Genomic DNA, 16,425 nt, shown 5'->3' with positions numbered 1-16,425 from the left:
GTTCACTCTAAAATCAGAAACTTCACCATCTTTAACACTAGCACTCTGATCTTTTACATATACAGAACGAATGTTCTTAACGCTTTTAGAGGCGTGTTTTACTGCTTTTTTTGTTGCATCTTCCCAGCTCTTGTCTGAATTTGATAATACTTCAATTACTTTTAATACTGCCATAATTATTATTTTGTGTTATTAATTTGTTTTCCTAAAATTACAAATAATAAAAGGAAGAAGGAATAGATTTATAATTGTATTAATACAAAGTTTAGATAAAGTGTATTTATTATAGATGAAATGACTTTTACCCATTAATAGCTTCAACTGTATTAACTTTTCCAGGCATCATTTCTTTAAGCATATTTTCAATACCATTTTTTAATGTAAAAGTAGAAGATGGACAACCACTACAAGCACCTTGAAGAATAACTTTAACAGATTTAGTTGCACTATCATAGGATTGAAACTGTATGTTTCCGCCATCACTAGCAACTGCAGGTTTTACATATTCTTCTAAAATATTAGTAATTTCTTTTGAAACATCATCTAATTTTTCATAAGTAGTATCTAACTTTTCAGCAGATTTATTTAATTGTTCTGGCGCTTCAGGTGAAATTATATTTTTTCCGCTTTCAATGTAGTTTTTAATAAATTCTCTAACCTCTATAGTGATGTCTTCCCATTGTGCTACTTCAAACTTTGTTACAGAGATGTAGTTTTCATCTATAAAAACACTTTTAACAAAAGGAAAGTGAAATAACTCTGTGGCAATTGGAGAATATTTAGCTTCATCAATAGATGTAAACTCATAAGAGGTAGTTGCTAATTTCTTATTTGCAACAAATTTTAAAACAGAAGGATTTGGTGTACTTTCTGCGTAAACAGTTACAGCTACTTTTTTCTGAGTTGCTTCTTCTTCTGTAATTACAATGCCATCATTATTTAAATAGGTTTCGATTTGCGTAGCTACTTCTTGTTTTACGTCCTCCCAATCTACAATATCAAACTTTTCAATAGCAATAAAATTACTGGTTAAATACACTTTTTTTACAAATGGTAAGTAAAATAATTGTTGTGCTATTGGAGAGGGTTTGGCTTCGTCTATATTACTAAACTCGAAGCTTTGGTGTTTGGTAATAAATTGATTTATCTCAAACTTTAATATCGATTTATTGGAGGTCTCTTGTATTGAAACTTTATATGAATTCATTTTAAGCTAATTTTTATGCAAAAATACTAAAAGAAATCTCTAGATATTATATATTTGATTTATTAATTAGACTTTATACTTTAGATTTTGTGTGTAATTGCTAAAACATTTATATATTTAAATCTTTAACTTTTGAGTTTAAATAAATAGAAACTAAATTTATATATTTGGGTTTCATTATAATTTAATTGAAAAAATTAAGTTTATATAAAGTTGAAGATTATTATATAGATACCAAATCTTCCTTTGAAAACAGAAACTATGAGATTAAAACAATTTTATATGTTAGCATTTGTGTTTGCTATCTTTACGCAACTTGCTAAATCCCAAGAAGGACTTCCAGTTTATTCAGATTATTTAACGGATAATTACTATCTAATTCATCCCTCTATGGCTGGTGTTGCTAATTGCGCAAAAGTTAGGATTACTGGTAGGCAACAATGGTTTGGGCAAGATAATGCACCTAAGTTACTTACGGCAAGTGTAAATGGAAGAATAGGAGAATCGCAATCTGGTATTGGAGCAATTTTTTACAGTGATCAGAATGGTTACCACTCTCAAAATGGTGCTTATTTAACTTATGCACACCATATTTTATTTTCTAGAAATGAAGTAGATTTAAATATGTTATCGTTTGGATTGAGTGCTGGAGCAATACAATATAAATTGGACGAAACTACTTTTTTAGCAGATGGACCAGACCCTTTAATTGGAGGCATTGAGCAAACTGCAACAAATTTTAATGTAGATTTTGGATTTTCTTACCATTTATATGATTTTTATGCACATGCAACAATTAAGAATGTACTTAAAAATGATGGTGTAAACTTTAATAATAATCCTGGAGATTTAAATTTTAATAACCTAAGAACATATTTAGTTTCTGTAGGTAATACGTTTAGTAATTTTGGAAGCGATTGGAGTTTTGAGCCTTCTATTTTATTTATGTATAGAGATGCTACAGAAGAGGCTTCTTTTGATATTAATGCTAAGGCTTACAAACAAATGGAATTTGGTAAACTTTGGGGTGGATTATCTTATAGACGTAGTTTAGATGGAGCGCAATTTGTAGATGGTACAGGTGTTAGCAGCCAAAAACTACAATATATTACACCTTTGATTGGAGTTAATTATAACGATTTTATGTTTGCCTATACATACAGTTACCAATCAAATTCTGTTGTGTTTAATAATGGTGGTTTTCACCAAATCACTTTAGGGTATAACTTTAATTGTAGAAGAGACCGTTACGATTGTAACTGTCCTGCTGTAAATTAATTGCACGATATATTATATTAAAAAAACGTCTTGAAAATCAAGACGTTTTTTTATGCGTATTAATTCCATTTTTTAAATTATTCCCAGTTATAGTTTTTGTCTTTAGCTTGTGTTTTAATAGCTTTTATCATTGCACTCTCTAATGCATTTTCAGTATCATTTTTTTGGCTAGAGAGGTATTGCTTTCGTTTACTATTAAGCTGTTGTATTTTATTTTGAATTGCTTTTCTTTCTTTTTTCTTTTTAGCAACATAAGCTTTAATTTCTGAAGTAGATTTCCCTTTTAATTCCGTTGGTAATTGTGATTCTTTAATGGCTTCATATTTAAATTTTTTGTCTTTTGAAGCATCTACTAGATCCCAAGATTCATTTTTGTAAAGGTGAGAACTTTTACTAACAGTTCTACTTACTGCGTTGGCACTGCTATAGCCTTCTGCATTTACATCTTGTTCTGCTTGCAACATCATTTTAGTACGTCCCAAATTACCATAAGCGACATAGGTTTTATTTAATTTTCTGTTTAGATTAAGAATCTCATCATCATAAGGAGAAGCAACGTGTACAGTTGCATGATTGTGGTTTATGGCCATATAGTTACCATGTGCTAAATCTGCACCATCTTTCCAATACGAAGCAATGCCTCCTTCGTAATTTCCGCAGAAAATAGTATTTATTGTTACATTTTTATCATGTGCTTTTTTAGCTGCTGTTTTATAGTTAATTGTGCCTTGGTTAAAAGGCTCGTTACCAGCAATGAAAATAAGTTTTAAATCGTCTTTGTTTTCATTCCACTGTAATTGGTCCAATGCAGTGTCTATAACTTGTCCGCAATATTCGTTGCCTCCTTTTGTGGTTAAGGAAAATAACTCTTTGGAAATATCGTCTAGGTCTTCGCTAAAGGCTAATACTTGCCTTATATAGCCTTCGTCTGCGTTAAGTTTATCGTTACCATATTCATACAAAGCTATTTGTAAATTAGGTTTTTCGTCTTCGCATTTTGCATAGGATAACTCGTTTACAATTTCCCAAAGTTGTGCTTTTGCTTGGTCTATTAAGCCATCCATACTATTACTTGTATCCAATAATAAAGCTACTTTTATATACTTTTTACTGGGCTTTGGAGTGTTTTTAACGTTAATGGCTAAGGCATTTTGATTCACTGTGTTCTCTTTTGCAGGACAAGCTGTGAGGCTAGCAAAACTTAATGCTATAACACTCAATTTTAATAATTGTTTCATGTTTTTTGTATTTAATTTTCTAGTTTTAATTCTTTTACTTTAATATCTCCATCGTTAGAAATAACAAAATATTTATTTTTAATAATCTCTTTTTCAACGGGTTCAGGTGTTTTTTCTTTTGGTTTTAATACATATTGTAATTTTAACTCCATCCCAAATTGCACTACAGGCTCTACTATTGAAGCGTTTATAACAGCATCATAATCCTTAAACGAAATAGGATCGTAGTAATAAGAGGTTTGTTTTTTTACGCTAACAATACCTTTAGGGTTCTTTATAGCTTCTAATGAAATACTATTAAAAGCCTGGTAATTTTTATAAAATTCTCTTGGAAAAAAACAATACTCATTCTCTGCAACTGTTATGTTGTACTGTTTAAGATCAAAGCCTAAATCACTATAAAACTGTTGTTTTTCTTTTAAAACAGTAAGCATTTCAGCTCTTAACTGTGTGTAAACGGCTTTAATATTGTCAATAAAATAATCGACTTTAACAAGATTGTAAATTTCATTATTTGCGCAAGCGGAGAGAATACTTTCAAACTGATTCACTTTTGTAAATTTTATATGAAGGTTTTGCTGTAGCTCAAACCCTTTTGGGACTTCATTATATTTTTTACTAAATAATTTGCGCTCCACAACAGTTTCGTAAACAGGCACAAACGAAATCACATCTATTACAATATCTTTACCAAAAACACCTTTAGAGAGTAGCATACTTTTTACTTTGGCTACACGCTCATTCATTAAACGATTCGTTTCTTCAGACGTTTCACCTATTTGAACCATGTTAAAAACAGCAGTGTAAGAGTCTGCAATTACATTATTAAGCGCTTTTACATCTATAGTAATTACAGGATTAGGCACTAAATTTTGAGTTCTAAAATTCCTAACACTGTTTCCGTAAACAGCTGCATTGCCTAGCTCATCTTGTGTAATAACATTTTGTCTAGAAATTGTTGCATTTCCTTTTATTTGTGCTTGTGCAAACATGGAGGAAACAAATAGAAGTACTAAAAAAGGATATCTCATAAAATTGGTTTTATATTATGAGGTAAACCTATGGCAACATTTTTTTTATAAAAACCGAGAATGAGTAAACGCTATTGTTTAATGAGTGAATGTGTTTTTTAACTTAGTGAAGCCTTCATTTTAATAGAAAAAAATGATAAAAACCATAAATGACCATTTTATTATACCAAGTAAAGTATGTAAGTTTATCTTTTAAAATTAAATATGAAACAGTTATTTGCTTCTTTATTATTATCGTGTTTTCTGTTAAGCGCTATTTCTCTAAGCGCACAGCAGGAACCTGCAATGGATAAAACACAAAAAAGGATAACTATAAAGGGATCGATTATAGAGACTGAAAGTAACAAGCCAATTAGCAAAGTAAACATTCAAGTTAATGGTGGCGAATACACAACATCTAATTTATCTGGTGACTTTAGAATTAAGGCTAAAGTTGGAGACGAAATGATAATTACACATAAAGATTTTGAAACTATTTATTATACTGTAAGAGACGATGATAAATTAACGATTAAAGTAGAGCCAAATGCAGCAAGTGAAGATTATGTAGTAAAACGAAAACAATCTAGCACGTTTAAAAGTTTAATAGATTCTGCACAAACCTATAAGAAAAAATCTGCCGAGAGAAGTATTGAGTTTATTGAAGATGCACTTTCCGAAACCAGTTCTGGCAAAGAAAACGGAGAGGCTTACGAAACCTTAGGCGATATTTACATGCACTGGAAACAGTACGATTTAGCAGTTTCTAATTACAGAATTAGTCAACAAAGTTATAAAACTAATACGATACAATTAAAGTTAGCTAAAGCATACGAGGCTAATAAAAACTATCAGGAAAGTATAACACTTTATAAGAGGTTAGAATCCAGTGATTTGTCCAATTACCAACAAGTAGAATTATACGAAGGTTTAGGCGATGTTTATGCAAAGACTAAGGATTACAATGCATCCACAAAAACCTATAAAAAAGGGTTAGAAATTGCTAAAAAGCACTTAATAACACCAAAAATAACAGATTTAACCTCTAAATTAGGTGCTATTTATAATGCAAGTGGAGCCACAGAAAAAGCAGAAGACTTTTATAATAGTTCTTTAGATTTAGCCTCTAAAGAAAATAAAAAAAGAGCTGTAATAGAAAAAATTAAGGTGGCCGATTTCCAAAACAGTAACCAATTATACCCTAAGGAAATACAATTAAGAAAAGAAGCTGTTAAAGAGATTGAAGATATTGAAACAGACTCTATTATAGATAATGAAAGCACATTTACATCTCAAAAACAAAACTATAAAATTGGTAATGCCTATTATTTACAACGCGACTATAATGAAGCCATTCCTTATTTAGAAAAAAGTATTACAGAAGCAAAAAAACGAGAAGATTTAGTTGTAGAAAAAGATGCTAAACGGAAGCTTTCTGAAGTCTATACAGCATCTGGAGATTCAGACAAAGCTTTAGAGGTTTTTAAAGATTACGTAGCTACTGTAGATGAGTTATATATTAAAAAAGAACAAGAAATCTCACAAGCTGCTCGTTTTAGTAGAGATATTGCTAATAAACAAAACCGAATTACAAGCCTTGAAAAAGACCGACAATTAAACATTAGCACCTTTCAATTAGCACAAGAAAAAAATAAACGACAGCAATTAATTATTTACTCATTAATTGGAGGTGTTCTATTGTTAATTTTAACAGCTTATTTAATGTACAAATCCATTAAACAGCAAAAATTAGCAAATAATTTATTAGCTTTAAAATCGTTACGAAGCCAGATGAATCCTCATTTTATTTTTAATGCTTTAAACTCTGTAAATAGTTTTATTGCTACAAATGATGAGCGAACAGCAAATAAATATTTATCGGATTTTTCAAAATTAATGCGTTCGGTTTTAGAAAATAGCGAGCAAGATTTTATTCCTTTAGAAAAGGAAGTAGAATTGTTAGAACTCTATACAAAGTTAGAGCATTTTAGGTTTCAAGATAAGTTTGATTATTCTATAACTGTGGACGAAGCCATTGCAGTTAACGACTTTAAAATTCCACCAATGCTCTTACAACCTTATATAGAAAATGCAGTTTGGCATGGCTTAAGGTATAAGGAAGAAAAAGGCCAATTAGATATTGCTATTACTCAAAAAAATAAAGATGAAATAGCCATAACCATAACAGATAATGGTATTGGTCGGGAAAAGTCCAAAGCCTTAAAAACCGAAAATCAGCAAAAGCAAAACTCTAAAGGCATGGGAAATATTAAAAAGCGAGTTGCTATTTTAAACGAAATGTATAAAGATAAAGTAGATGTTTTTATAGACGATTATCAATTGGAAGGCGATAAAGGCACAAAAGTAGTAGTGACTTTAAAAAAGGATTAGGTAAATAAAGGAAGGTGTTACCTCAAGAACATGTGAGAGGTCTTTTTAAAAACCAATATGTAACTAAATAAGGTTCCTGACTTTGCAGGAAATGACTATGAAATTAAACGCAATAATAGTAGAAGACGAAGAAACAAGTAGAGAAATAATAAAAAGCTACTTAAAAAAATACTGCCCAAATGTTTTGGTAAAAGGTGAAGCTGCTAATATAAATGAAGCTTTAGAGCTTATTAATAATCTAGAATTAGATGTGGTATTTTTAGACGTAGAAATGCCTTACGGAAACGCCTTTGACCTCTTAGAAAAAGTAGGAGACAGAACCTTTGAAACTGTTTTTGTAACAGCCTATAACCATTATGCTATAGAGGCTTTAAATGCACATGCGAGTTATTATTTAATGAAACCAATTTCTATAGATGAGCTTATTAAAGCTGTAGATTATGTAGTAGAAATTAAAACAAAAGAAGACGCGTTACAAGACCAAGTATTAGTACCAAAAACAAATAGTGTTAATGGTAAAATCACCTTACCACAACAAGATGGCTTTGAGGTTATAGAAACAGCAACAATTATGTTTTGTAAAGCAGACGATAATTATACCGAAATTTACCTTAACAACAACAAAAAGAAACTAGTAAGTAAAACACTAAAATATATTGAGGAGGCTTTGTCTAACGCTAATTTTGCAAGAGTACACAAGTCGTATTTAGTAAATGTAGATGAGATTGTAAAATATCAAAAAGGAAAAGGAGGCAGTGTAGTGTTGAGTAATGGAAAAGAAATCATGGTTTCAGCGTCTAAAAAATCGGATTTATTATCTTATTTTAAATGAATTCCTGCGTTAAGTAGGAATCTCATGACTATGAGTTTAAGACATTAATGATATTAAAATCAAAACAATTTCAAGCAATGCGAGAAGCACTAAATTATTTACTGTTATTATGCACCTGATGAAGTATCCAATTAAAAACAAAACAGTAAATTTTTTACAAGAAAAAGAATTCAATTAAAAAATAATAGTAACACAGAGCGAATCTTGTAGATTAAAGCCATGAGATTTTTTTTAAAAACGAATAGATATGCCAATAATACAACCCGTAAATAATAAAGCACCACAAATAGAAAAAGACTGTTATATTGCAGAAAATGCTACTATTGTTGGCGATGTTACCATAGGAAAACAATGCAGTATATGGTTTAATGCAGTATTGCGAGGCGATGTGCATTACATAAAGTTAGGCAATAAGGTAAATGTGCAAGATGGAGCAGTAGTGCATTGTACGTACCAAAAATACCCAACAACTATTGGTAATAATGTGTCTATTGGACACAATGCTATTGTACATGGTTGTATAATACATGATAATGTTTTAATTGGTATGGGAAGTATAGTAATGGATAATTGTGTAATAGAAAGCAATAGTATAGTTGCAGCAGGAGCAGTGGTTACCCAAAATACAACAGTAGAGTCTGGTAGTATTTATGCTGGAGTACCAGCAAAAAAAGTAAAAGACATTAGCCAAGAATTAATTAATGGCGAAATTAATAGAATTGCTGAAAATTATGTAAAATATTCTGGTTGGTTTAAGGAGTAGGTTTTTTAAAACTCTAAAAACTCAATCTCATATTTTCCTTTCAGTAAAGAGTTCATTACTTCTGTGTTTCCATTGGTGTAAAACGTATGATTTGAGATTCGTGTATTTAAATTTAGTAAATTATTAGCTTGTAAAACAGCCTTAGTTTGTTTGGCAACAGCCTCGCCAGAATCAATAATTTTTACGTGTTTCGGAAGTAGGCTAAGTAATTGTGGTATTAAATAAGGATAGTGTGTACAGCCTAAAACCAAATAATCAATATTAGCGGCTAACATTGGAGCAACGTAGAGTTTTAAAAGCGCTGTCATTTCTACAGAATTTATTTTGCCTGTTTCAATAAGCTCTACAATGCCTTCTCCTTCTTGCTCAATAACTTTTATGCCATTACTATACAAGCTAGTGGTTTCGTGGAATAAGTGGCTAGAAAGTGTTCCTTTAGTGGCTAAAATACCTATAGCTTTAGTTTTTGTATTTAATGCGGCTGGTTTTATTGCTGGTTCAATACCTATAAAAGGAACAGTGTACTTTTTACGCAGTACAGCAATAGCATTTGTAGTGGCTGTGTTACAAGCAACAACAATTATTTTACAGCCTTTACTAATAAGTAACTCTGTGTTTTTAATACACAACTCAATTATTTTTTCCTCACCTTTTGGACCATAAGGTGCGTTTTTACTATCTGCTAAATATAAGGTATGCTCGTATGGTAGTAATGCGTGCAACTCTTTCCAAATGGAAGTGCCACCAACTCCAGAATCAAATAATCCTATTTTTTGCGTATTCATAGTTTTACAAAAATAAAAAAGCTGCCTTTATAAAGGCAGCTTTGATATGTTTTATTTAAGCGTGTAATTATATTCCCATTTCTGCTTTTACAGCTGGTAATAAATCTGTGCCTTCTGCAACAATTAGCGATGCTCTATCCATAACATATTGGATACCTTGTGCTTTTGCTACTTTGTTAATTGCAGCCATTGCTTTTTCTTGAATAGGCTTTAATAACTCTATTTCTTTTTTCTGTAAATCTTGTTGCGCTTGGTTTTGTAGCAATTGGATGTTTTGTTGTAAAGTACCAACTTCTTCAGAGCGTGTTTTGTTTACTTCGTCTGTTACATTGTTTACCTCTGCTGCGTACTGCTTCATTTTGTTTTGGTAATTTGTAATCTGCGTTTTAATATCGGCTTCATAAGTTTTACCTAATTGCTCGATTTGAGTTTGTGCACTTTTCATCTCAGGCATAGCAGATATTAATGCTTGCGTATCGATATGAGCTACTTTATTTTGAGCTTGTGTAAAACTTGTTGCTCCAATAAATAATGCTGCTGCGATTAAAAGGGTTTTGAATTGTTTCATTTTTAAAAATAGTATTAACGTGTTATAAATTATTATTAATTGTGATTTTAGTTATCGTCTTTTTGCTCGTTTTCTTTATCTTCTTTAGCTTTTTTACGACTCTCTAAAATTTTCTTTTTTCTTTCTTCTAAGGCTTTTTTTCTAGCTTCTCTATCTGCTAATTTTTTTTGTTTACGTGCTTCAAGAATTTCTTCTCTTGTTCTTGGCTTATTACTAGATGTTGCCTCTGGTTTTTCTTCTGTTGTATTTTCTTTTACTTCTTCTTCATCTTCACTTGCATTATCACTACTCGATTTTCTTCCGCTAAGCTTATCTTCCCTTGCTTTTAATCGTGCAGCAAGTATGCTATCTCTTCTTTTTGTTGCTCTTAGTTTTTTCTCTTCTCGTTCGGCTAAAATTTCTGCTCTTCTTTTTTCTGAAGCCGATTTTCTTTCATTTATCTTATCTTCTACTTCTTTGTCTTTAGCTTCTTGTTTTCTGTCTATTTCAGGCAGTAATTCTTCATTTTTAGCGGCTCTTCGTTCTGCTTTTGTTTTAGCTTGTGTTCGTTTTGTAGATCGTGTTATGGATCTTAAAACTTCATCACTAATGTCAAATCGTTCCGCCGAATATAACATGACCACATCTGCCGATTTATCAAAAACAAAATCATATTTTCTTTTTTCGGCCATATCTTGCACTGCTGCAAAAATTTGATCTTGTACAGGTTGCATTAATTGCTTTTTCTGAATCATTAAATCACCATTTGGGCCAAATCGCTTTTGTTGGTAATCTAAAATTTCTTTTTCTTCAAAGGCAATATCTTCTTCGCGCTCCTCAATTAACTCTTTGGTTAATAATGCCTTCTCATTATTTAAATCCACTCTTTTTTGAGCGATATCTGCTAACTTTGATTCAATTTCTGTTTTCCACTTTTGAACTTTAGTTTGCATTTGTGAGGTTGCTTCCTGATATTCTGGAACGTTTTCTAAAATATATTCTGTATCAATGTAACCTATTCTAACACCACGTTGTGCTTGCGCGCTAAAAGTAAGTCCTGTGACTGCTATCAATAATAAAAGAACTTTTAATTTCATCTGTTTTGTGTTTTATAACTTTTTAGTTTCAAAAATCTTTGACAGATGTTTTAATGATGCTGTCTTGTTTTTGAATTGTTGTTTTCAAAATAACGAATTTTAATTTTAAAAATTTTAATTCTTCAAGTAAATCATCGATTTGTTATATTGAAAATATCGTGCCAAAAATAAGAATTAATTAAAATATACTATTATTTCTAGCCTTAAAAAGCACTAACTATCTATTTAAGGTTTTAAAATTGCTGTCCTATAATAAAGTGAGTTTCCCATCCATGTTTTAAGGTTTGACCTGGTAAAGCATCAAATCCATGACCAAAATCTATACCTAATAATCCAAAGGCTGGCATAAATATACGAATCCCTAAACCTGCAGATCGCTTAACAGTAAATGGGTTGTAATCTCTAAAATTATCATACGATGCTCCTGCTTCTAAAAAGCCAAGTGCATATATCTTTGCAGATTGTTTTAGTGTTATTGGATAGCGCAGCTCTAAAGAGAACTTATTATATATTGATCCACCATCTTGTGATGATAGTGCTTGGTTAGGATAACCACGCAGAGCTACTGCTTCTCTACCATCTAAACTATAGGTTCCTAATCCATCTCCTCCTAAAAAGAAACGCTCGAAAGGAATGACACCTCGATCTTGGTTATAAGCTCCAAGGAAACCAAACTCTATACTCGATTTAAATACAAAATCATCTATTACATTTGTGTACCAATCACCTTTAAATTTAATTTTATAAAATTCTAAGAGTTTAAAACGTTCTTGATCTATTTCTGCAACTCTATCACTTGCTGCAAGATTTTCCACAACATTACTTGTAGGATTGCTAAGTATAGCTAATTGGTCTTCGCGATCTTCGGCCAATGCTTTATAATCTACACCATTAAATAAAGAATACGGTAAAGAAAGTTTTGCTGTAACACCAAAACTAGATCCTCCTTTAGGGAAAATAGGATCGTTAAATGTGTTATTTCTACTTAATCCAACTGTATAGGCTAGGTTGTTTGAGTAACCATCTCCAAAAGTAAAGAGTCCTGTATTATAGTTTTTTAGGTTATAATGTTGAAAACTTAAGGCTTGTGATAGCGTAAAATAATCATCCGGAACCGATAGTCTTTTTGCTAAACCAACCGTTATACCTGTAATATTAAAGCGTCTGCTTTTGTCTGCACTTCTTGTTGAAGGATTGTATAAAAACTGTTTTGTATGCGATAATGATGTAGAAAACGATACTGGTTTTTTACCTCCTAACCAAGGTTCTGAAAAAGAGAAACTATAGGTTTGGTAAAAACGACTTGCTTGTAATCGTAAGGCTAATTTTTGTCCATCTCCAGAAGGGATTGGTGTATAGGCTTCTTTTTTAAAGATGTCTTTTATAGAAAAGTTATTAAAGGAGAGTCCTAGGGTACCTATAAAACCTCCACCTCCATAACCACCTTGTAGTTCTATTTGACTAGAGCCTGCTTCTACAACAGCGTATTCCATGTCTATAGTACCTTCGTCTGGATTAGGATTTTTAAAGTTAGGTGTTAATTGCTCTGCATCGAAAAAGCCTAATTGACTTAGTTCTCTAACGGTACGTACTACATTTGCTTTACTATATAGTTCACCTGGTCTTGTACGTAATTCTCTATAAATAACATGATCGTTGGTTTTATTATTACCAACTACTGTTACGTTATTAAAATAGACAGGTTTCCCTTCCGAAATTCGGATTTCCATGTCAATTACATTTCCGTCGGCATTAGTTTCTACAGGATTAATTGTAGAGAATAAATACCCATTATTTTGATACAAGTTAGTAATATCGTCTGCATCTGGTCTCGTATTGTCTGCAATTCGTTTTTCTAGCTCTACACCATTATAGGTGTCTCCTTTTTCAATTCTTAATTTACGTTTTAAAAAGGCATCAGAATAGACAGTGTTTCCAATAAACGAGATTTCTCCATAGCTGTACTTTTCTCCTTCCTCTACCTTAATAGCTAACGAAATGGTTTCGTCATTATTAAATGTAAGTGTGTCTGAAATTACACGTGCATCTCTATAACCGTTTTCTTTATATTTATCGACAATACTTGTTAAATCTTCTTTAAAGTCTGCTTCAATATATTTTGAGCGCTTAAGTACTCTTAAAAAGTTTTTCTTTTTAGTGTTTCTCATGGCTTTTCTAAGTTTTTTATCACTTAAAACGTCATTGCCAATAAACTCTATGTCTTTAATTTTAACTTTTTCGCCTTTATCTACATTAACAACCATATTAACTCTAGATTTTGCAATAGAATCTTTTACAGGAGTTGTGCTAATGTTAACTTTAGTATTTAAAAAGCCTTGTTTTTTATACTTATTTTGTAAGTAATTTTTAGTTGTAGTTACAAGGTTTTCGGTAACCTTAGAGCCTTTTATTAATTTACTCTCTTTAAGTGTGCTCTCTTTTTTCCCTTTTTTTACACCTATTAAATTTACGTCGTTTAATTCTGGTAAATCGGCAAGTCTAATTTCTAGGTTTGCAGTATTTCCATCGATATTAGTAAGGTAAATATCTATATCAGCAAATAGATTAGAATTCCATAATTTTTTAATTGCATTACTAATTTCTTCTCCAGGAATAAGCATGCTTTCTCCTTTTTTAAGACCTGAATATGCAATAATTGTTTGTTCACTAAAAGACGTATTGCCATTTACAGTGATTTCGTTTATTGTATAACGTTTTCCGTTACCATAAGTTAATTGCTGCGCTTGTAAATACGAGCAACTTATTATAATTAAAGCGGTAATTAAGTACTGTGTAAATGTTTTCAATGCTAATTTATTAGGTAATTTGTTCACTTGTTTTTCCAAAGCGTCTTTCTCTTTTTTGATATTCTATTATAGCCTCATACAAATGCTGCTTCGTAAAGTCTGGCCAAAGTACTTTTGTAAAATACATTTCGGCATAAGCTATTTGCCAGAGTAAAAAATTACTAACTCGTTGTTCTCCACTTGTTCTAATAAGTAGGTCAACATCTGGTAAATTTTGCGTGTAAAGATGCTCATTAATAACTGATTCATCAATATTTTCAGCAGAAATTATATTATTTTTAACTTTAAGGCTTATTTCTTTAACGGTATTTATGATTTCTTCTCTAGAGCCATAACTAAGCGCAAGGGTTAAAACCATCCTTGTATTACTTTGTGTAGCAGATATAACTTCATTTAATTCTTTGTACACTTTTTGTGGTAATGTGTTAAGATTACCAATGGCATTTAATTTTATATTATTTTTTTGAAGTGTTTTAATTTCTTTTTTTAATGAAGACACTAATAGCTTCATTAAGGTATCAACTTCTAATTTTGGTCGTTTCCAATTTTCGGTAGAAAAGGCATAGAGGGTTAAGTTTTTAATACCAAGTTCTGCAGACGCTTCTACAGTTTCTCTAACCGATTTTGTGCCATTTTCATGACCAAAAGCGCGCAGCATTCCTTTTTGTTTTGCCCAACGCCCATTGCCATCCATAATAATGGCAATGTGTTGTGGTAACCTATTTGTATGTATTTGTTGTAGTAAATCCACTTAATAAACGCAATAACAAGGGTTTCTTCCAAAGGTGTATGTTAATGTAATGCCACTAAACACATACCAATCGTTATTATTTAGATTTCCAAAGCCAAAATTATCTATATTGGCTTTAGAGTCTGGAACGCTTCCATCTAACTCATCAGAAAATGTATATCTAGCTGCAATTTCTATTCCTAATATTAAATTATTAGATACTGTAGTTTTATATCCTAACCCAATAGGAATTCCAAAAGCGAAACTAGAGGTGTTTTCGTCTGTAATTTCACCAGCAGAATTAAAATAAAAATTATCGTGACTAGCTATACTTACACCTGTAAATATATATGGTGTAGATTTACTGCCTCCATCGTGCAGGTTAAAATCGAAAAATGTAAATTCTATTCCTGCAGCAACTTCCAGGATTTGAGTATTAAATTTATAATCTCTTTGTATGCGTCGTGGATCGTCAGATTTGTTATCTATGCCTTCTAAGTCTGTAAAACTCACAGAAAGTCTGTAGGAGTGACGTGGACTTCTATTCCATTTGTAAATTCCACCAATAGCAAGTTGGTTTGGCGACACAAAGTCTGTTGCACCAACATCTCCAATAAAATTACTGCCACCAAGAAATCCACCAATTTCGTGAATTTGTGCGTAATTAAATTGAAAGCCGAATACTATAATTAATACGATGGTTAAATACCTCATAATTCTTCAAAGTTTGCAAATATAATAAATAAGATTAGCCTATTACAATTTGTTTGAAATAGTTATACTTTTAAACAGTTTTTGATAGAATTTATTGTTTATTCTCAACAGAAGAACGAATAATAACTATAAAATAAAAATTTTAGACAAACAGAAGTTAATTACGTTTATCTTCTCCCCAAAGTAGTTTTTTTCGTAGTGTATCTAAAAAACTTTCGTTTAAAAGCTCAATCATTTTTATTTTAAAATCGGCTTTTTTAATCGTAATTATAGTGTCGTTATGCAAGGTTGCGATTCTAGAATCTAAAGAGACTAAATAGTTATCCTCACGACCATCTACTTTTAATTGTATAGTTGTAGAGTCTTCTATAACTAGTGGTCTTGCACTTAAATTATGTGGTGCAATTGGTGTTAAAACAAAACTATTAGTGTCTGGAGTAATTACTGGTCCACCACAACTTAATGAGTAACCTGTAGAGCCTGTTGGTGTAGATACAATTAAGCCATCGCTCCAATAGGAGGTTAAATACTCATCGTTTAATTTAGTTTCTACAGTAATCATAGAGGTGGTATTTTTTCTACTTACTGCAATTTCGTTTAGTGCAAAATTTAATTCTGTTAAAGTGTTGTTTTTAGGGCTTGTTTCTATAGCAAGCAAGGAGCGTTCAGAAATCTTGTAATTCTTTTTTAAAATTTCACTAATTGCAGTTTTTATGTCTTCGGTTTGTATGGTTGCTAAAAACCCTAATCGTCCTGTGTTTATACCTATTATTGGAATGTCTAAATCCTTTACATAAGTTATGGCTCTTAAAATAGTACCATCGCCTCCAATACTTACCAGAAAGTCGTAGCTTCTATCTAATTCTGTAAATGTGTCAACATTAAAGTCGCTATTAATTGTATTAAAAAAAGTATTTTCCACAAAAACAGAAGCTTTTTCTTTTAACAATGCTTCAATTAATACCTTAAATGCAGTATTTGATTTTTCTGGATAATATTGACTGTAAACGGCTACCTTCATAACTA

At 31.3% G+C, this 16,425-nt stretch carries 15 protein-coding genes; 4 read left to right on the top strand and 11 right to left on the bottom strand.

The genetic code is table 11. The annotated features are described in order from the left end of the window. Positions 1 to 174: dodecin family protein (locus tag ACVC5O_RS12735; protein WP_452219501.1), on the bottom strand; the 174-nt coding region annotated here is incomplete at its 3' end. 127 nt (positions 175 to 301) lie between these two features. Continuing rightward, complete coding sequence (locus ACVC5O_RS12730; protein ID WP_452221864.1) at positions 302 to 1,207, bottom strand: NifU family protein; 906 nt, start codon at positions 1,205 to 1,207, stop codon at positions 302 to 304. Between the two features lie 261 nt (positions 1,208 to 1,468). On the opposite strand from ACVC5O_RS12730, the gene ACVC5O_RS12725 reads away from it, so the two are divergent. Further along, positions 1,469 to 2,485 (top strand): PorP/SprF family type IX secretion system membrane protein, encoded by a 1,017-nt coding sequence (locus ACVC5O_RS12725; protein ID WP_452221863.1) that lies wholly within the window; start codon positions 1,469 to 1,471, stop codon positions 2,483 to 2,485. Positions 2,486 to 2,562: 77 nt separating this feature from the next. On the opposite strand, the gene ACVC5O_RS12720 is transcribed toward ACVC5O_RS12725, so the two are convergent. Further along, the gene (locus ACVC5O_RS12720) at positions 2,563 to 3,723 is read right to left on the bottom strand and encodes a vWA domain-containing protein (protein WP_452221862.1); all 1,161 of its coding nucleotides are present in this window, start codon (positions 3,721 to 3,723) and stop codon (positions 2,563 to 2,565) included. Positions 3,724 to 3,734: 11 nt separating this feature from the next. Beyond that, on the bottom strand, positions 3,735 to 4,754 hold the full coding sequence (locus tag ACVC5O_RS12715) for an SIMPL domain-containing protein (protein WP_452221861.1): 1,020 nt from the start codon (positions 4,752 to 4,754) through the stop codon (positions 3,735 to 3,737). Positions 4,755 to 4,958: 204 nt separating this feature from the next. Between ACVC5O_RS12715 and ACVC5O_RS12710 the strand changes: the two genes are divergently transcribed. The 3 genes from ACVC5O_RS12710 (at position 4,959) to ACVC5O_RS12700 (ending at position 8,719) form a co-directional block, all read left to right on the top strand. Next, complete coding sequence (locus ACVC5O_RS12710; RefSeq protein ID WP_452221860.1) at positions 4,959 to 7,124, top strand: histidine kinase; 2,166 nt, start codon at positions 4,959 to 4,961, stop codon at positions 7,122 to 7,124. Between the two features lie 97 nt (positions 7,125 to 7,221). Further along, positions 7,222 to 7,956: a LytR/AlgR family response regulator transcription factor gene (locus ACVC5O_RS12705; RefSeq protein WP_452221859.1), complete on the top strand. Its 735-nt coding sequence runs from the start codon at positions 7,222 to 7,224 to the stop codon at positions 7,954 to 7,956. 247 nt (positions 7,957 to 8,203) lie between these two features. Next, entirely contained in the window at positions 8,204 to 8,719 is a 516-nt protein-coding gene (locus tag ACVC5O_RS12700) for a gamma carbonic anhydrase family protein (protein ID WP_452221858.1), read from the top strand. Between the two features lie 5 nt (positions 8,720 to 8,724). Here the strand turns inward: ACVC5O_RS12700 and murI are convergent, their stop codons facing one another. The 7 genes from murI to ACVC5O_RS12665 all read right to left on the bottom strand — a co-directional run bounded on the left by murI (position 8,725) and on the right by ACVC5O_RS12665 (position 16,420). After that, positions 8,725 to 9,504 carry a glutamate racemase gene (gene murI / locus ACVC5O_RS12695; protein WP_452221857.1) on the bottom strand — a complete coding sequence of 260 codons (780 nt, stop codon included), beginning with the start codon at positions 9,502 to 9,504 and terminating at the stop codon, positions 8,725 to 8,727. A gap of 67 nt (positions 9,505 to 9,571) precedes the next feature. Then, positions 9,572 to 10,072, bottom strand: a complete 501-nt coding sequence (locus ACVC5O_RS12690; RefSeq protein WP_452221856.1) for an OmpH family outer membrane protein — start codon at positions 10,070 to 10,072, stop codon at positions 9,572 to 9,574. 47 nt (positions 10,073 to 10,119) lie between these two features. Beyond that, the gene (locus ACVC5O_RS12685; RefSeq protein ID WP_452221855.1) at positions 10,120 to 11,148 is read right to left on the bottom strand and encodes an OmpH family outer membrane protein; all 1,029 of its coding nucleotides are present in this window, start codon (positions 11,146 to 11,148) and stop codon (positions 10,120 to 10,122) included. Positions 11,149 to 11,381: 233 nt separating this feature from the next. Beyond that, positions 11,382 to 13,982 carry an outer membrane protein assembly factor BamA gene (gene bamA, locus ACVC5O_RS12680; RefSeq protein WP_452221854.1) on the bottom strand — a complete coding sequence of 867 codons (2,601 nt, stop codon included), beginning with the start codon at positions 13,980 to 13,982 and terminating at the stop codon, positions 11,382 to 11,384. Continuing rightward, the gene (locus ACVC5O_RS12675) at positions 13,966 to 14,706 is read right to left on the bottom strand and encodes an isoprenyl transferase (protein ID WP_452221853.1); all 741 of its coding nucleotides are present in this window, start codon (positions 14,704 to 14,706) and stop codon (positions 13,966 to 13,968) included. Before ACVC5O_RS12675 ends, bamA begins: the two co-directional genes overlap by 17 nt. Next, the gene (porG, locus tag ACVC5O_RS12670; protein ID WP_452221852.1) at positions 14,707 to 15,399 is read right to left on the bottom strand and encodes a type IX secretion system protein PorG; all 693 of its coding nucleotides are present in this window, start codon (positions 15,397 to 15,399) and stop codon (positions 14,707 to 14,709) included. It abuts the gene before it with no gap. A 157-nt stretch (positions 15,400 to 15,556) separates the two neighbouring features. After that, positions 15,557 to 16,420: an NAD kinase gene (locus tag ACVC5O_RS12665; protein WP_452221851.1), complete on the bottom strand. Its 864-nt coding sequence runs from the start codon at positions 16,418 to 16,420 to the stop codon at positions 15,557 to 15,559. Positions 16,421 to 16,425 lie beyond the last annotated feature (5 nt).

The sequence above is a fragment of the Lacinutrix salivirga genome (genome assembly GCF_053604675.1).
Note: the sequence above shows the minus strand (reverse complement) of the source record. Positions and strands in the feature narration are given on the sequence as shown.